This window comes from Rhodoglobus sp. (genome assembly GCF_053580035.1).
This window is the reverse complement of sequence record NZ_JBMDVL010000001.1, coordinates 1037699-1053791: the sequence shown is the minus strand read 5'-3', so window position 1 is coordinate 1053791 and position 16093 is coordinate 1037699. Positions and strand designations below refer to the sequence as shown.

Below are 16093 nucleotides of genomic sequence, written 5' to 3'. Positions count from 1 at the left end.
GCGTCACACGTTAGTGACACACGATAAAACTACCGGAATTTGCTGAGAAATGCCGGGTTTCAACGCCGCGATGCTGCGCTGTGAGCGATCGCTCGGGCGAGCCACGCGGCAGCAACGACGACCACCGCCGAGATTGCGAGCGCCTCAGGCATGGAGGAGTACTCCTGATAGAACCGAGGAAGGATGATGCCGTTGGCAATGGGGAGAGCCAGAGCCAGATACGACACAAGGGGCCGATGCCGAACGATCAACCAACACAGCACAGGGATCGTGAGTGTCCACATCGACATCGGGCCAGTAAGCATGAGCCAGATTTGGGTAATCGTGGGCAGCACCACGATCATCCGTCGCCATCCTCTCGACGGCATAATCGACCAGCCCACCGCCGTTGACGTTGTGCCGATGAGCAGGATGATCAGGGTGTAGTTGTTGGCTCCCTGGAGGTGCAGTGCGCCGGCAATGATCAACACGAGGCCAACAAAGTAGCGGTCGTTATAGCGACCCCACTTCAGTGGGAGGCGCCTGGCGGGTTCCCAACCCTCCGTTGCTCCCGAAACGCTAGCGGCCATTGGTGAGCAGGGAGTACAACACGATGCCCCAGACGACAAGCCAGACGTAACCGAGAACGGTAGCGATGCGAGCGATCAGCAGTCCACGCTCGCCGGTCTCACGAATCTGCCGGATCGCCACGTGCCCAAAGATTAGGGCCGGAGCCCCACCAATCACTGCCAGGGCGAGAGCGAGGATCGCGACGGGATTAGTGCGAGGGGCCACAATCGGGGCAGGGCGCACTGCATCTGCCGAGGTGGGTTCACCGCAATAGACACAGAACTTCCACTCCGGCCGCACTGGTGCAGAGCACGACGCGCATTCGGGCATACCTAAATATTAGTCGCAGGTGCACTTCGGCATATTCTTGACTCGATGAGCACCACCACCAGCCCCCTTGTGATCGGGCATCGCGGAGCCAGCGGCTACCGCCCAGAACACACCAGAGCCGCCTACGATCTCGCATTCACCCTGGGAGCGGATGCCGTAGAGCCTGACATTGTCGCGACCCGTGACGGCGTGCTGGTGTTGCGGCACGAGAACGAGATCTCGGGAACGACCAACGTCGCTGATCATCCGGAGTTTGCGGATCGCCGAACGTCAAAGACGATCGATGGCACAGTGATGACGGGCTGGTTTACCGAGGATTTCACGTGGGCCGAACTCGCCACCCTGCGCGCCCGCGAACGCCTGCCGGAGATTCGCCCAGCGAACGTCGCGTACAACGACACCGAACCGATCCTGCGGCTGAGCGATCTGCTGGAAATTGTGAAACAGCACCCCGAAGCACAGCGACGCCAACTGCGAGTCGTGGCCGAGATCAAGCATGCGAGCTACTTTGAGTCGATTGGCCTGCCGCTCGACGAACTCTTCGCCAGAGAGGTGAGCGAGTGGGCGACAGCAGACAACCTGATCATCGAATCATTCGAACAGAGCGTTCTGCACCGCATCCGCGATCGAGGCATTCCCGGCAAGCTCGTGTTCTTGCTCGAAAGTAGTGGAGCGCCATCGGACTTGATTGCGCGTTTTGGAGCTCAAGCGCGCAACTATGCCGAGCACTTGACTGCTGACGGGCTAGCCCAGCTGGCGAGCGAGGTTGACGGAATCAGTGTCGACAAGAAGATGCTCATGACCAAGGACCTCACCGGAAACCTCACCGGGACTAATGACTTAGTTTCGCGAGCTCACAGCGCGGGGCTCCTCGTATTTTGTTGGACTCTGCGAGCCGAGAACCGTTTTCTGCCGAAGAACTATCGCTCAAGCAAACAGCCCGAGAAGTTTGGCGACTGGCGCGGCGAGTTCCGCACCCTCATGGATTCCGGTCTCGACGGAGTATTCGCCGACCAACCCGACCTCGCCGTCACCGCGCGCGGGTAGAGTCGAGGAGCCATGACGACAGTTTTTGACCCCTCTGACCCTGGCCGTTCTGCAGACGGCGATTCCGTTCGTGACCCGCTGCTTGATGGGCTCAACCCTCGTCAGCGTGAAGCGGTCGAATATCGTGGCCCCTCGTTGCTGATTGTTGCCGGCGCCGGCTCGGGAAAAACGAGCGTTCTCACTCGCCGAATTGCGGGGCTGCTGCGCTCGAGAGAGGCCTGGCCGAGCCAGATTCTGGCGATCACCTTTACCAACAAGGCTGCGGCCGAGATGCGCGAACGTGTCGCGGCAATTGTGGGCAACACCGCCGAGGGAATGTGGATTTCCACCTTCCACTCCGCCTGCGTGCGCATTTTGCGTCGGGAAGCTGAAGCATTCGGGTTCTCCAAAAACTTCACCATTTACGACTCTGCCGACAGCAAGGCCCTACTCAAGCGGATCCTCAAAGAGCTCGACGCCGACATGTATGGGTTGACGGTCAGCAAGGCGGCGAACCGCATCTCTCAGCTCAAAAATGAGCTAACCGACGTTGACGGTTTTGCTCGCGATGCCAACATGAGCGACCCGGCGGAGAAGAAGTTCCTTGAAGTCTTCCGGCGCTACACGCGTGGACTCAGCGACGCCAACGCTTTCGACTTTGACGACCTCATTGGCCAAACCGTGTACCTGTTTAGGGCGTTTCCGCACATCGCGGCCACCTACCAGCGCCGCTTCAAGCACATCCTGGTCGACGAATATCAGGACACCAACCACGCTCAGTACTCGCTGATTCGCGAGCTCACGAGACCACCAGCCCCTGAACAGTTTGAATCGTCGCAGGGCATGCTCGTGCAGGGCAGCAGCACCGGCGCTGAAGCGGAGGCCGCGTCGCTGACCGTGGTCGGCGACAGCGACCAGTCCATTTATGCGTTCCGCGGAGCCGACATCCGCAACATTGTTGAATTCGAGCGAGACTTTCCCCGCTCGACAGTGATTCTGCTTGAACAGAACTATCGCTCGACGCAGACGATTTTGGATGCCGCCAATGCGGTGATCTCGAACAACTTCGATCGCAAAGACAAGAAGCTCTTCACGACGATCGGTGAGGGCGACAAGATTGTCGGCTTCACCGGTTATTCGGGTCATGATGAAGCGCAATTCATTGCGGATGAGATTCAGAAGCTGCACGACGAAGGCGTTGCGTACAAAGACGTCGCGGTCTTCTATCGCACCAACTCGCAGACGCGTGCCCTTGAAGAGATCTTCATCCGGGCAGCTCTGCCGTACCGGGTGCTCGGCGGAACGAAGTTCTATGAGCGTGCGGAAATCAAAGATGCGTTTGGTTACCTGATTGCGGTCGCGAACCCGGCAGATCCGCTGGCGCTGCGTCGAATCATGAATACCCCGAAGCGCGGCATTGGTCCGGCGACCGAAGCCGCGCTGCAGGCGTGGGCGGATGACCGGGGCGTAACCCTGCGGGATGCGATGCGCAATGCCGCCGAACTAGGGCTCGGCCCGAAGGTAACGAAAGCAATTATTGACCTTGCCCGACTTCTTGATGACGTTATGGCGAAGGTCGAAACGGCTAAGCCTGCCGACATCCTTAATGAACTTTTGGATCGTTCAGGCTATGTTCGCGCGTTGCGCGCATCGCTTGACCCGCAGGATGAGGCTCGCGCCGAGAACGTCGATGAGTTGATCGCGGTCACGAAGGAGTTCGGAAAGAACAATCCCGACGGAACTCTTCTGGACTTCCTCACCGAGGTCTCACTTGTCGCCGCGGCCGATGACCTCGACGATTCCAGCGGAACCGTTTCCCTCATGACGCTGCACACCGCAAAGGGACTCGAATACGACGCCGTATTCTTGACCGGCGTTGAAGAAGATCTCCTCCCGCACCGCATGTCGGCGAATGAGCCAGGCGGCCCAGCAGAGGAACGTCGACTTTTCTATGTCGGAATTACACGAGCGCGCAAGAGGCTCTTCCTTTCGCTTGCGATGACCCGCGCCCAGTTTGGCGAGGTCAACGTTGCGATGCCGAGTCGCTTCCTGCAAGAAATTCCGGCCGACCTTATCGAGTGGAAACAGTCTCCGGGCATGTCGAACTCACGAGGCGGACCCCAATCTCGGGCGCTCAACGCGCGGCGTGGCAACGGCGGCGGCGGAGGCTCATGGTCCAGCTCGCTTCGCGAAGCGGCGTCTGGTGGATTGCCTCCGGCACCGCCGCGCGCAAAGACCGAGTGGGCCAATGCGATTACAGCAACGGTTCGCGACAATGGTGATCTCACTCTGGCGGCTGGCGACCGCATCCGTCACACTGATTTCGGTGATGGCACGGTAAATCAGGTGACCGGCAACGGCCCGAAGAGCATCGCCGATGTTCAATTCGATACCGCCGGACGGAAGCGTCTGCTGATCAAGATTGCTCCCATTGAGAAACTTTGATTCCGAAAGTCACGACTATTCGGGCACCATGGCGCACGGAGAAGTGCGGCTTGTCGTTCCGCGCGTTCGACCGCACGACACCGATGACGCGCTTGCCGCAGCGCTCGTGCAGGTTCGGGTAGAACTCACACTGCCGACCGGGTTCAGTGCTGAAGTCGAAGAAGCGGCTGAGGCTGCCGTCGCAGCGTATGAGCCACCAGAACTTGATCTGACCGACATTCCCTTCGCCACGATCGATCCAGAGGGTGCGACCGATCTTGATCAGGCGCTCTATCTCGAGCGCACGGGCGAGACACTGCGGGTGCTGTATGCGATTGCCGAGGTCCCCGCTTTTGTGTGGCCGGGTTCGGCGGTGGATGCGGAGGCTCGAAAGCGTGGACAAACCCTGTATGCGCCGGATGGCCGGATTCCGCTGCATCCCACAGTGATCAGCGAAAACGCTGCGTCGTTGCTCGCCGGTGCCACACGACCAGCATTCGTCTGGACCTTTGACTTGGATGCTAGGGGTGAGGTCACCGCGACAACTCTGGTGCGTGCCCGCGTACGAAACCGTCGCCAATACAACTATGACGAAGTACAAGATCTGCTCGACAATGAACTCGCTGATGAGTCACTATCGTTGCTGCCCGAATTCGGCCGGCTGCGCGCCGAGCTCGAGCGTGAGCGGGGCGGGGCAAGTCTCAACCGTCCAGACGAAGAAGTAATGCTCGTTGATGGCACGTATGTTCTTGAGCGGCGCAGCCCGCTGCCCGTCGAGCAGTACAACGCTCACGTGTCCCTCATGACGGGCATGGAAGCCGCGCGCATCATGCTCGAAGGCAACGTGGGAATCTTGCGCACAATGCCAGCACCCGACACTGAAACGCTCGACCAGTTTCGCCGCCAAGTTGCCAGTCTTGGATGCCCATGGCCCGAGAACCAGAACTATGGCGAGTATCTGCGCGCCCTTGACCACAGCGATCCCCGTGCGCTCGCCGCGATTCATGCCGCCACATCACTCTTCAGGGGAGCCGGGTACACGGTATTCGACGGCGAACACCCCGAAGAAACCATTCAAGCTGCGGTCGCCGCACCGTATGCCCACGCGACGGCACCGCTACGCCGCCTCGTCGATCGTTTCGTGCTCGTCGCCTGTGAAGCCATCATCTCTGACCGCCGTGTGCCCAAGTGGGTGCGCAAAGCTCTCCCAGAACTACCCAAGATCATGGCGCGCACAAGCTCACTAGCCTCGCAATTGGATCGTTCCTCGGTCAATGCCATAGAGGCAGCACTCTTGAGCGCGCGAGTGGGAGACGAGTTTGATGCAACGGTCGTTTCGGAGCGCGCTGGTGGCGGCATCATCCAGATCGCAGATCCGGTTATTACCGCCCGCATTGAGGGCACAGTCTCGGCCGGCTCGACGGTGCGAGCACGGCTCGTGACCGCCGACATCGCTAGCGGAACGGTGGAGTTCGTTCTCGCCTAGAGTGCGGCAGCACCGTTAGCGGTTGAACGCCGGAACTGAGCGAGGTAGCGCCGTTGCGCCGCGAACCTCACCCACTGCGGGAGACGCGGATACACGGTACGGGAGACCCGCATGATCCGGTCGAAACGTTTCTGGCTGTGGGGGAGCGCATAGGCATCGCGCAGCTCGGCACTGAGAAACCCGGCCGTGAGTACGCGCACGAGGGGCATCGATGACCGTAACCACCACGGCCCACCAGTCGGATGCAGCAACTGTTCGGCGACTCCTCGGCTCGCGTCCGTGACGCTCAACGAGGCCAGGCTCTCGTTCCAGTAGCGGGCGAATGCCGGCCGGTCGGCAGGCCACAGCGCACGCGGAACCCCGAGCGCAGTCGCAATCACCGCGTAGTCAGCGAGTAGAGCTTCGGCATCTTCCTCGCGCAGCGGACCAAAAACGGCTTCACGAACCCGCATTGCCGTGTCATAGAGCGTGGCAGCTACCCAGAGTTGCAGAGCGGGATCGCGGGCATCGTAACTCTCCGACCGCACCGGACGATGAGCCGCACCCACCCGCCGCGCAACCTCGGCAGCCTCCTCCGGCGTGCCATACACCGTGACATAGAGATACGTGAGGGTGCCGTTGAGGCGATCCAAGGGGCGCCGCGCAAAGTCGCTGTGCTCAGCCACCGCACGACCAACAGCAGGGTGCGCGATTTGCAACAGAATGGCCGTGCCGCCACCGGCCAACAGGGCGACGTCGGCAGAGACATCCGCAATTCTGAGGGGGTCGGATGTGGGCACACGGCCAGTTTAGGAGTGCCGAACCACAATATTCGCCGATCTTTCGCTCTCTACAGCCCGCTATCGGAAAACGTACAACCTTAGGCACGGTAAGCTTTTCCATTGGCGTGCGACTCATGGAGCCGACCAATTTGGCACCGATTCGCCGCCTTCCCCACTCACCATTACGCGCGGATTGGAATGAGCAGCGTGGATCTATTTGAGTACCAGGCCAGAGACGTATTTGAGTCCTATGGCGTACCAGTACTTGCCGGCCTGATTGCCGACACCCCAGAAGAAGCCAAAGCAGCAGCCGAAAAAATCGGTGGAACCGTTGTCGTCAAGGCTCAAGTCAAGACCGGCGGTCGCGGCAAAGCAGGTGGTGTCAAGGTTGTTCACAACGCTGATGATGCTTTCGCTGCAGCCGAGCAGATCCTTGGTCTCGACATCAACGGCCACACGGTCAAGCGAGTCATGGTTGCCGCTGGCGCCCGCATCGCGCAGGAGTTCTACTTCTCTGTGCTGCTCGACCGAGCAAACCGCTCGTACCTTTCGCTGTGCAGCGTAGAGGGCGGTGTGGAGATTGAGGTTCTTGCTGTTGAGCGTCCAGAAGCTCTCGCCAAGATCGAGATCAACCCGCTCACGGGCATTGACCTCGCTAAGGCCACCGAAATCGCGAAGGCTGCGAACTTCCCGGCCGAGCTCGTTGACAAGGTCGCCCCTGTCTTCGTGAAGCTCTACGACGTGTACAAGGGCGAAGACGCAACTCTCGTTGAGGTCAACCCCCTCGTCATCACCGAAGACGGCGACATCGTTGCTCTCGACGGCAAGGTATCGCTCGACGAGAACGCTGACTTCCGTCACCCCAAGCACGCATCGCTCGAAGATGCAGCGGCAGCCAACCCCCTCGAGGCGAAGGCGAAGGCTAACGGCCTCAACTACGTCAAGCTCGATGGTGAAGTTGGTGTCATCGGTAACGGTGCCGGCCTCGTCATGTCGACGCTGGATGTTGTTGCCTACGCTGGCGAAAACCACGGAAATGTGAAGCCAGCCAACTTCCTCGACATCGGTGGCGGAGCATCCGCAGAAGTTATGGCTGCCGGGCTCGACGTTATCCTCAACGACCCTCAGGTCAAGAGCGTGTTCGTCAACGTCTTCGGTGGAATCACCGCCTGTGACGCTGTTGCTAAGGGAATCGTGGGCGCGCTCGCAGAACTCGGCAGCTCAGCAAACAAGCCTCTCGTTGTCCGTCTCGACGGAAACAAGGTCGAGGAAGGTCGCGCCATTCTCGCTGAAGCGAACCACCCCCTCGTGACACTAGCCGCCTCTATGGACGAGGGCGCCGCCAAGGCTGCCGAACTCGCCAACGCCGCGAAGTAAGGAACCGAGCATGTCAATTTTCCTCAACAAGGATTCCAAAGTCATCGTCCAGGGCATCACCGGCGGTGAGGGCACCAAGCACACCGCTCTCATGCTCGCCGCTGGCACCCAGGTCGTTGGCGGTGTCAACGCCCGCAAGGCTGGCACCACAGTCGTTCATGGTGACGTTGAGCTGCCCGTATTCGGCACTGTTGCTGAAGCAATGGAGAAGACGGGAGCGGATGTTTCGATCGCTTTTGTTCCTCCGGCCTTCACCAAAGATGCCGTTGTCGAAGCTATCGACGCTGAGATCCCACTGCTCGTCATCATCACCGAGGGTGTTCCCGTCGGTGACTCGGCCGAGTTCTGGGCGTACGCGCAGGAGAAGGGCAACAAGACCCGCATCATTGGTCCGAACTGCCCCGGAATCATCACACCAGGTGAAGCACTCGTCGGCATCACGCCAGCGAACATCACCGGCAAGGGCCCGATCGGTCTCGTCTCCAAGTCGGGAACGCTCACGTACCAAATGATGTACGAACTCCGTGATCTCGGATTCTCGACCGCAATCGGTATCGGTGGCGACCCCATCATCGGCACCACGCACATCGACGCTCTTGAAGCGTTCGAGGCTGACCCCGAGACCAAGGCCATCGTCATGATTGGTGAGATCGGTGGAGACGCTGAAGAGCGTGCCGCTGAGTACATCAAGGCTCACGTCACGAAGCCCGTAGTCGGCTACGTTGCTGGCTTCACAGCCCCCGAAGGTAAGACCATGGGCCACGCCGGTGCGATCGTTTCTGGCTCAGCCGGAACCGCTCAGGCAAAGCAAGAAGCTCTTGAAGCTGCCGGTGTGAAGGTCGGCAAGACGCCGTCTGAAGCTGCCAAGCTCATGCGCGAAATTCTCGAAACTCTGTAGATTTCAGAAGCTGTAGATTTCAGAAGCTGTAGCAAGCACTCTTCGCTACGATCAAGCGCCGCTCGTCTTCGTGACGAGCGGCGCTTGTCGTTTTTGGCGCTACTCGCGGTGTTCGTGCCTCACGGGCTTGAGCCGCTGCGGGGCGTCAGCGGCCTCCGGAAACTCGCACGTGAAGCGACCCGAGTAGCCGAAGAGGAACCCCCACAGGCGGTTGCGCACTTCGAGAGAGATCACGAACTCGTTAGTCTCATCGTCGAATGACTCCGTCAGGTCGGCGCGACCGCTGAAGAGCATGGGAAAGCGGAACGCGAACGGGCCCTCATAGAAGCGTTGGGCATCCGACCTCAAATGCAGGGAACCATTTTCAGTGACAGCAAGGTCGAGATCGACGGCCAAGTGTTGATGCGTGCCCAAGTAGTCAACTATGCGGTCGCCGGCGGTGTTGAGGACCATTGTCGCGTCGAAACGCGTTGGCTTCCTCCGCACCGAGTACTCGCGCACGAAAGTGACAGTTTCGCGGCCAAACGGGTCACGGTAGGGATAGTTCTCGATGCGAAAGGCAACGTTGTCGCCGATATCTGGCGTCAGGATGTTGCGAAACCACCCGATCCACAAGAACGGAACCGTCCACCACGGTCCACGACGGATGCTCGACATGGTGCCCGTGCCCACAACCCCGTAGCTCGCCTCAAGTCCGACTCCAAAGCGCTTCTGGAGCATCGGGTGCAGCCGATCAAAGTCATCGCCAAGAACGGTTGCGAACATCGAAGTCACGGTGTCTCCAAAGTGTTGAGGGTCGCGGGGGCATCATCCATGGCGTGACCGCGTCGTGGGCTGCGGCGACAGTGCCGAGCCTGTGGACGACCGGGCTTCCAGAAGGCAAAGGGTGAGTGCGGTTCGATGTCGCTTTCGGCCCACAGGCGCAGGCTGTCGAAGCTCCACGCGGTGAGCCAGCCAACGACGGGCCTGATGAGGATGCGGTCGAAAAAGCTGCCCCAGGCCGGTTGGTAGTCGTAGCCTGTGATGAAGCGCGTGCCGCCGGGGATGGGCACATAGCGCCAGTATCCGCGGCCGTCGCCAAGCGGCGAGAGGCGATCCGTGGTGGTGAATTTCAGAGCGGAGGTGCGCGTGCCGTCTGGTCTGGTGATCTCACCTCGTGTGGTGCCCGCGCCCACGATCGTATGGAAGGGCATCCGGCGTTCGTAGCGAAAACGGTAGCCATCACTATCCAGCGTTTCGGTAGGGGCGATGCGGCTGAAGCGCAAATCCCAGCGAGCATGAGCGTCGGTGTCTTGGGTGAGTTGCCAGACGGTGTCGATGTCTGCGGCGATATCGATTTCAACGTAAATCGGCGCGGACTTCATAATCCCATTATGAGTCATCCTCGATGGATGATGGCGGTTTTCTGCGACAGCATTCTTTCGCCTCAATTACCAGAGACGACTCGTTCCTCGTCCCCCAAAGAGTGGACAATGTGTCACGTTTTGATAACGATGGGGTAACAGGGGCCCCCTATAAAGGGGTAGACCGCCCCTATAGTGGCAATTGGCGAGTGCCCGACCGCCGACAACGCATGACCAAATTAGTAGTCCCATTCAGCGAAGAATAGGAACATTCGTGAGCATTCGAAGAGTCATATCGGCGGTGGCCGCGACAACACTCGTCGCCACTTCCCTGGTTACGGGCGCCGCACTCGGCGCCACAGCTGCACCAGCATCCATTGGTGGCGGCGGCCAAACTGAATTCACCCCCGGACGTTACATCGTCACCATGGTGGATCAGGCTGCAGCAACCTACGACGGCGGGGTTCGCGGTTTTGACGCGACAACTCCACCCGACGGTGAGCAGCTCAATCCCCGCCGACAAGTCGTGCAGGACTACACCGAATACTTGCAAGAGACACAGGACGATGTCGCAGCCTCAGTCGGTGCCGACATCGAATACTCCTACACGCTTGCCACTAACGGCTTCGCTGCAGACCTCACAGCCGCTCAGGCTGTCGAGCTCTCATCAAACAAGCTTGTAGCCTCGATCGTGCCCGATGAACTCAAGAAGATCACGGCAGCGCAGCGCTCCACTGAATTCCTCGGGCTGGAAGGCGCCGACGGGCTGTGGGCATCCATCGGCGGCGCAGAAACTGCGGGAGAAGGCATCGTTGTTGGTGTTCTCGACACCGGCTTCGCCCCTGAGAACCCCGCGTTCGCTGGCGACCCGCTCGGAACCTCACCGGGGGCGGCGCCCTACCGCGACGGTGACGCAACCGTCTTTGCGAAGGCCGATGGCCAAACCTTTGTCGGAGCGTGCATCGAAGGCGAACAATTCACCGCCGATGACTGCACCACAAAAGTAATCAGCGCGCGTTACTTCGTCGATGGTTTCGGCGCGGGCAACCTCGGTGACGCCAGCGTTGGAGAATACGTGTCTCCTCGAGACGGAGATGGCCACGGATCCCACACGGCGAGCACCGCAGCAGGAAACCTCGAAGTTGACGCCACCGTTGGCGGAAACGCGCTTGGATACTTCTCCGGCGTCGCTCCGGCAGCCAAAATCGCCGCCTACAAAGTTTGCTGGAGCGGACCAGACCCGGTCGCAACGACCGACGACGGTTGTGCATCCACTGACCTACTGGCCGCAATTGACCAGGCTGTTGCCGATGGCGTTGACGTGATCAACTACTCAATCGGTGGAGGAGCTGCCAGCAGCACCGTATCGCCGACCGACCAAGCATTCTTGGGTGCTGCCGCTGCCGGTGTCTTTGTTGCTGCTTCTGCAGGCAACGACGGCCCAGGCGCCTCAACACTCGACAACGCAGCGCCGTGGATCACCACGGTTGCTGCCAGCACCATCCCCAACTACGAAGCCACCGTCACCCTCGGCGATGGCCAAGAATTTGCGGGTGCCTCCATCACGGTCGACCTCGACCCTGCAGCTGAACCGTTGACGGGTGAACTCGTCAATGCGGCGGCTGTCGCTCTCGCCGGTGCGGTTGATCCCAATCTCTGCATGCCAGACACCCTCGACCCGGCGCTCGTCACCGGAAAAATCGTAGTCTGCGAACGCGGCGTAATTGCCCGCGTCGATAAGTCAGCAGAGGTTGCACGCGCCGGCGGTATTGGCGCGATCCTGGTAAACGTCACGCCGAGCTCGACAGATCTCGACACCCACGTGATCCCCACAGTGCACTTGGATGCTCGCTACCACGATCAAGTGATCGCCTATGCGGCAACTGAGGGTGCAACGGCAACCTTCACGCCGGGCAACGAAACGGCGTACCAGCCGCCGACACCACAGGTCGCTGGCTTCTCGTCACGCGGACCGGTCGAGGCTGACGGCAGCGACATCGTCAAGCCAGACATCTCGGCACCCGGCGTGGGAATCCTCGCCGCCGGTGCTAATGCTGAAGGTGCAGAACCGACCTTCCAGCTCCTGTCTGGTACGTCGATGTCATCACCCCATGTGGCCGGTCTCGCCGCGCTCTACCTCGGCGAGCGTCCCAACGCGACACCAGCGGAAATCAAGTCAGCGTTCATGACTACCGCCTACGACACGGTTGATGGGGACGGCAACCCCGTCACCGATCCGTTCACTCAGGGCGCTGGCCACATTGATCCGACCAAGTTCTTTGAACCTGGCCTGCTCTACCTGAACGGAATCGGCGATTGGCTGTCCTACATCGAGGGCGCCGGCTACGACGTGCTCGACCCCTCGGTCGTCGCGATTGATCCCAGCAATCTCAACCTGGCATCGATTGGTATCGGTTCATTGACGGCACCAGAGACGATTACTCGTACCGTGACCTCCACTCAGGCGGGCACCTTCGAAGCATCAATCTCAGTACCGGGAATCGACGCAACCGTCTCACCATCAACACTGACCTTCGGTGCTGCCGGTGAAACTCAGAGCTACGAAGTGACATTCAGCCGAACGGATGCTCCGCTCGACCAGTTCACCACTGGCTCGCTTACGTGGACCAGCGGCGACACAGTCGCGCACAGCCCCATCGCAGTGCGCCCCGTCACGATCGAGGCACCGTCGTCAGCTAGCGGAACCGGAACGTACGGCGCCGTTGACATCACCGTCACTCCTGGTGGAACCGGCGACATCCCGCTGACCTCGACCGGGCTGACTGCTGGAGTCTTCTATGAAGACCCAACGGGAGTCGAAACCGAGCACTCGGGTTCGGGTTCCAGCGGTGATGAGTTCGAGTACACAATGATCGTGCCGGAGGGTACGACCTATGCGCGCTTCGATCTCGACTCCATCGATGACACGGCCGACCTCGACCTAATCGTGTACCTGCTCAACGATGCGGGAACACCGATCGCGGGCTGGCAGTCGGCCACAGGCGATGCGGATGAGCGAGTGAACCTTGCTGATCCGACCCCGGGAAACTACCTGGTGATCGCTTCGGTCTATGCCGCGAACCCATCGACAGCGTTCGACGTCCGGACCTTCGCGGTGGTCCCTGGAGCTGGTGCGCCACTCGGATTGACCCCGGCAGTGCTCTCGGGCGTGCAGGGTGAACCGGCGACGTACACGGCATCGTGGGAAGGCCTCGCGCCCTTCACGAGCTACCTCGGTCTCATCAGCTACGGCGACACCGGTGCGGTGACAGCACTTGAGGTAGTTACTCAAGAGGATGTTGTTCCCGGTACTCCGGTAAACACCGTGCTGCCGTCGATCACCGGCAAGCCCATCGTTGGCAAAAAGCTCACCGCGAATCCGGGCGAGTGGGATGTTGACGGACTGAAGTTCAGCTACCAGTGGCAGGCAGACGGTACCGCAATTGCTGGTGCTGACAAGCGCAAGTACACGGTCACGAAAGCGGATGAGGGCAAGGCGATCACTGTCGTTGTCACCACGAGCAAGAAGGATGTGCCGAGTGCCAGTGCGACCTCTGAAGCTGTGATGATCAATTACAGCTCGAGCGTTAGCCTGTCGGTGAGCCGTCACATCGCATTCTCGTGGAACACGGTCAGTGCGAGCATCCGAGTAGCAACAGGTGAGGAGGCGGCTCCCACTGGAACCGTCAAGATCACTGTTGACGGCAAGAAGGTCGACACTGTCACGCTGGGGGAAGCCGACAACGGAAAGGTGACGGTGAAGCTACCGAAACTCGATCGCGGGCTGCACCAAGTGAAGGCCGACTTTATGCCAGCCGGTGACAATGTGACTGGCTCGACGAGTCGCAACGATTGGGTGTGGATCGTCTTCTAGGCGCACACACCTCACGCACTACAACAACGGCTAGCCGTCCCCACAGGCGGCTGGCCGTTGTTGGTTGTGCGAGCCGTTCCGAGTCGTGAGTCTGGTTGCCAGCCGCGAGCTGCCCTTAGTCGTCAGTGGGGCGAGACAATTGCTCCCTGACAGATCGCGTATTTGCGGTAGGCCGCAACCACGGCCGCGGAGAGTGCGGGTACGCTCACGTTCGACATGAATCGCCAGCTCACACTCCTTTTCGCCGCCTTTGAGGCGCTCTTGGTGGCCGCCATTGGTATTGCGATACCGCTGGTTCCGCTGACGCTCCTGTGGGGCATCCACTACGGTCTTTCAATCGACTGGACTGTGTTCTGGCGTGGAGCCGTCGACATCTGGCTGGTTGGCCACGGAGTCGATATCACAGTGGTCTTGGACCCGACAGTGTCGCAATCGCTGGGTTTCGCCGAAGCTAGTACCCCCGTCACAATCACGATGGCGTTGTTAGGTTTTTCGCTGCTCACCGTACTTTTGGGAGTTCGTGCCGGTCGCCGCGTTGCGGAGACCTCGCACGCACTACTCGGCACTCTTTCGTCCCTCGTCACGTTTGGGCTTGCGTCGCTCGTGGTCACCCTCTCGGCGCAGCATCCCGTTGCCAATCCTTCGCTCTGGCAGGGCACGCTGCTGCCAACACTGGTGTTCGCGGTTGGACTCTTCATCGGCAGCCAGGTCGTTACTACTAAGAGCCGCGCCGTCGGCCCCTTACGCCGTTGGGTTCTTGGCTGGCCCATAACTGTTCGCACCGTGTTGGCTACTTCGCTGCGAGGTGGGGCGATCGCAGCGGCCGGGCTACTGACTCTTGCCTCCATCGCGACCATGCTGGCGATCATCACGTCGTATGCCGAAATCATCAGTCTGTATGAAGCCCTGCATACCGAAGTGCTTGGTGGAGTTGCGGTGACTCTGGGGCAAATCGCGCTGCTACCCAACATTGTGCTTTGGGCTACGTCATGGCTCGTAGGTCCCGGCTTCGCGATCGGCGCAGGCTCAACCGTCTCGCCACTGGCGACTGCTCTGGGGCCGATTCCGGCAATCCCGGTGTTCGGCGCATTACCTACGGGAGATTTCTCCTTTGGTTACGTAGGGCTGCTCGCTCCCGTCGTCGTCGGTTTCTTGGTGGCAGCTGTTCTCGGCCCCCGCATCGCTGGCGAACTTCGTCGACGCGAGCTGGCGATTGTTGCGCTCGGTATCGGGGCAACAGCCGCGACGATCATCGGGCTACTCGTGTGGGCTTCGGCAGGTTCTGCCGGGCCGGGGCGACTCATCGAGGTCGGCCCTCAGCCGTGGATCGTCTCGGCGTGGGCCTTCGTGGAGTTCTCGGTGGCTGCCGGTCTCGGATTGTTGACTTCTGCTCGCCCGGAGCGGGCAGATGACGGCTTCACGCAACGCTAGGCTGGGTCTGTGCTCACACTCGTTGTCTTGATCTCAGGGGGCGGGTCTAACCTCGCAGCCCTGCTCGAAGCGGCCGAAAGCGCCGATTTTCCCGCCCGCGTCCTCGCGGTGGGCGCCGACCGCGCAGCCGACGGTCTCGATCATGCCGAGCATTACGGCATCCCCACCTTTACCGTGCCCATGTCGAGCTTCGCTAGTCGCGAAGAGTGGGGCGATGAACTGCTCGAGCAGATCCAATTGTGGAATGCCGACCTTGTGGTGCTGAGCGGTTTCATGAAGCTGCTTCCGCCGCGCGTTGTCGAGGCGCTGTCGCCAAACATCATCAACACGCACCCGGCCTATCTGCCCGAGTTCCCTGGCGCTCATGCGGTTCGGGATGCTCTCACTGCCGGGGCTACTCAGACTGGTGCCAGCGTTATCAAGGTCGACAACGGTGTCGATAGCGGTCCGATCATCGTGCAAGAGCGCGTAGCAATCGAACCGGGAGACACCGAAGAGCACCTGCACGCGCGGATTAAGCCGGTCGAGCGCCGCCTCCTCGTGCAGACGATCGAAGACATTGCTCACAATCGCATCAACCTAAAGGAACTCTGA

The 16093-nt window shown here is 60.4% G+C and carries 13 protein-coding genes; 8 read left to right on the top strand and 5 right to left on the bottom strand.

Annotated elements, in window-relative coordinates; all coding sequences use genetic code 11:
• Window positions 1–59: 59 nt before the first annotated feature.
• Both ACOH1Z_RS05195 and ACOH1Z_RS05190 read right to left on the bottom strand, forming a co-directional pair.
• Window positions 60–569 (bottom strand): hypothetical protein, encoded by a 510-nt coding sequence (locus ACOH1Z_RS05195; protein WP_449647397.1) that lies wholly within the window; start codon window positions 567–569, stop codon window positions 60–62.
• Window positions 559–879: a DUF4190 domain-containing protein gene (locus tag ACOH1Z_RS05190; protein ID WP_449647396.1), complete on the bottom strand. Its 321-nt coding sequence runs from the start codon at window positions 877–879 to the stop codon at window positions 559–561. The genes ACOH1Z_RS05195 and ACOH1Z_RS05190 overlap by 11 nt, the downstream gene beginning before the upstream one ends.
• Before the next feature lie 45 nt (window positions 880–924).
• Between ACOH1Z_RS05190 and ACOH1Z_RS05185 the strand changes: the two genes are divergently transcribed.
• From ACOH1Z_RS05185 to ACOH1Z_RS05175, 3 genes are read left to right on the top strand one after another with little or no spacing between them, the layout of a single operon-like run.
• A complete protein-coding gene (locus ACOH1Z_RS05185; protein WP_449647395.1) occupies window positions 925–1926 on the top strand; it encodes a glycerophosphodiester phosphodiesterase family protein in 1002 nt (333 codons plus the stop codon).
• A gap of 12 nt (window positions 1927–1938) precedes the next feature.
• Window positions 1939–4350, top strand: coding sequence for an ATP-dependent helicase (locus tag ACOH1Z_RS05180; RefSeq protein ID WP_449647394.1), 2412 nt, complete (start codon window positions 1939–1941; stop codon window positions 4348–4350).
• Window positions 4351–4378: 28 nt separating this feature from the next.
• Window positions 4379–5815 carry an RNB domain-containing ribonuclease gene (locus ACOH1Z_RS05175; protein ID WP_449647393.1) on the top strand — a complete coding sequence of 479 codons (1437 nt, stop codon included), beginning with the start codon at window positions 4379–4381 and terminating at the stop codon, window positions 5813–5815.
• On the opposite strand, the gene ACOH1Z_RS05170 is transcribed toward ACOH1Z_RS05175, so the two are convergent.
• Window positions 5812–6594, bottom strand: coding sequence for an oxygenase MpaB family protein (locus ACOH1Z_RS05170; RefSeq protein WP_449647392.1), 783 nt, complete (start codon window positions 6592–6594; stop codon window positions 5812–5814). The genes ACOH1Z_RS05175 and ACOH1Z_RS05170 overlap by 4 nt on opposite strands.
• Window positions 6595–6783: 189 nt before the next feature.
• On the opposite strand from ACOH1Z_RS05170, the gene sucC reads away from it, so the two are divergent.
• Both sucC and sucD read left to right on the top strand, forming a co-directional pair.
• On the top strand, window positions 6784–7953 hold the full coding sequence (gene sucC / locus ACOH1Z_RS05165; protein WP_449648201.1) for an ADP-forming succinate--CoA ligase subunit beta: 1170 nt from the start codon (window positions 6784–6786) through the stop codon (window positions 7951–7953).
• Between the two features lie 10 nt (window positions 7954–7963).
• Window positions 7964–8851, top strand: a complete 888-nt coding sequence (sucD, locus tag ACOH1Z_RS05160; protein WP_449647391.1) for a succinate--CoA ligase subunit alpha — start codon at window positions 7964–7966, stop codon at window positions 8849–8851.
• Between the two features lie 99 nt (window positions 8852–8950).
• On the opposite strand, the gene ACOH1Z_RS05155 is transcribed toward sucD, so the two are convergent.
• Window positions 8951–9616 carry a DUF4166 domain-containing protein gene (locus ACOH1Z_RS05155; protein WP_449648200.1) on the bottom strand — a complete coding sequence of 222 codons (666 nt, stop codon included), beginning with the start codon at window positions 9614–9616 and terminating at the stop codon, window positions 8951–8953.
• Window positions 9617–9621: 5 nt separating this feature from the next.
• Window positions 9622–10215, bottom strand: coding sequence for an SRPBCC family protein (locus ACOH1Z_RS05150; RefSeq protein WP_449647390.1), 594 nt, complete (start codon window positions 10213–10215; stop codon window positions 9622–9624).
• Window positions 10216–10468: 253 nt separating this feature from the next.
• Here ACOH1Z_RS05150 and ACOH1Z_RS05145 point away from each other — a divergent pair, with 253 nt between their 5' ends.
• From ACOH1Z_RS05145 to purN, 3 genes are all read left to right on the top strand, one after another.
• Window positions 10469–14068: a S8 family serine peptidase gene (locus tag ACOH1Z_RS05145; protein WP_449647389.1), complete on the top strand. Its 3600-nt coding sequence runs from the start codon at window positions 10469–10471 to the stop codon at window positions 14066–14068.
• A gap of 216 nt (window positions 14069–14284) precedes the next feature.
• Window positions 14285–15499, top strand: coding sequence for a cell division protein PerM (locus ACOH1Z_RS05140; protein WP_449647388.1), 1215 nt, complete (start codon window positions 14285–14287; stop codon window positions 15497–15499).
• A gap of 9 nt (window positions 15500–15508) precedes the next feature.
• A complete protein-coding gene (purN, locus tag ACOH1Z_RS05135) occupies window positions 15509–16093 on the top strand; it encodes a phosphoribosylglycinamide formyltransferase (RefSeq protein WP_449647387.1) in 585 nt (194 codons plus the stop codon).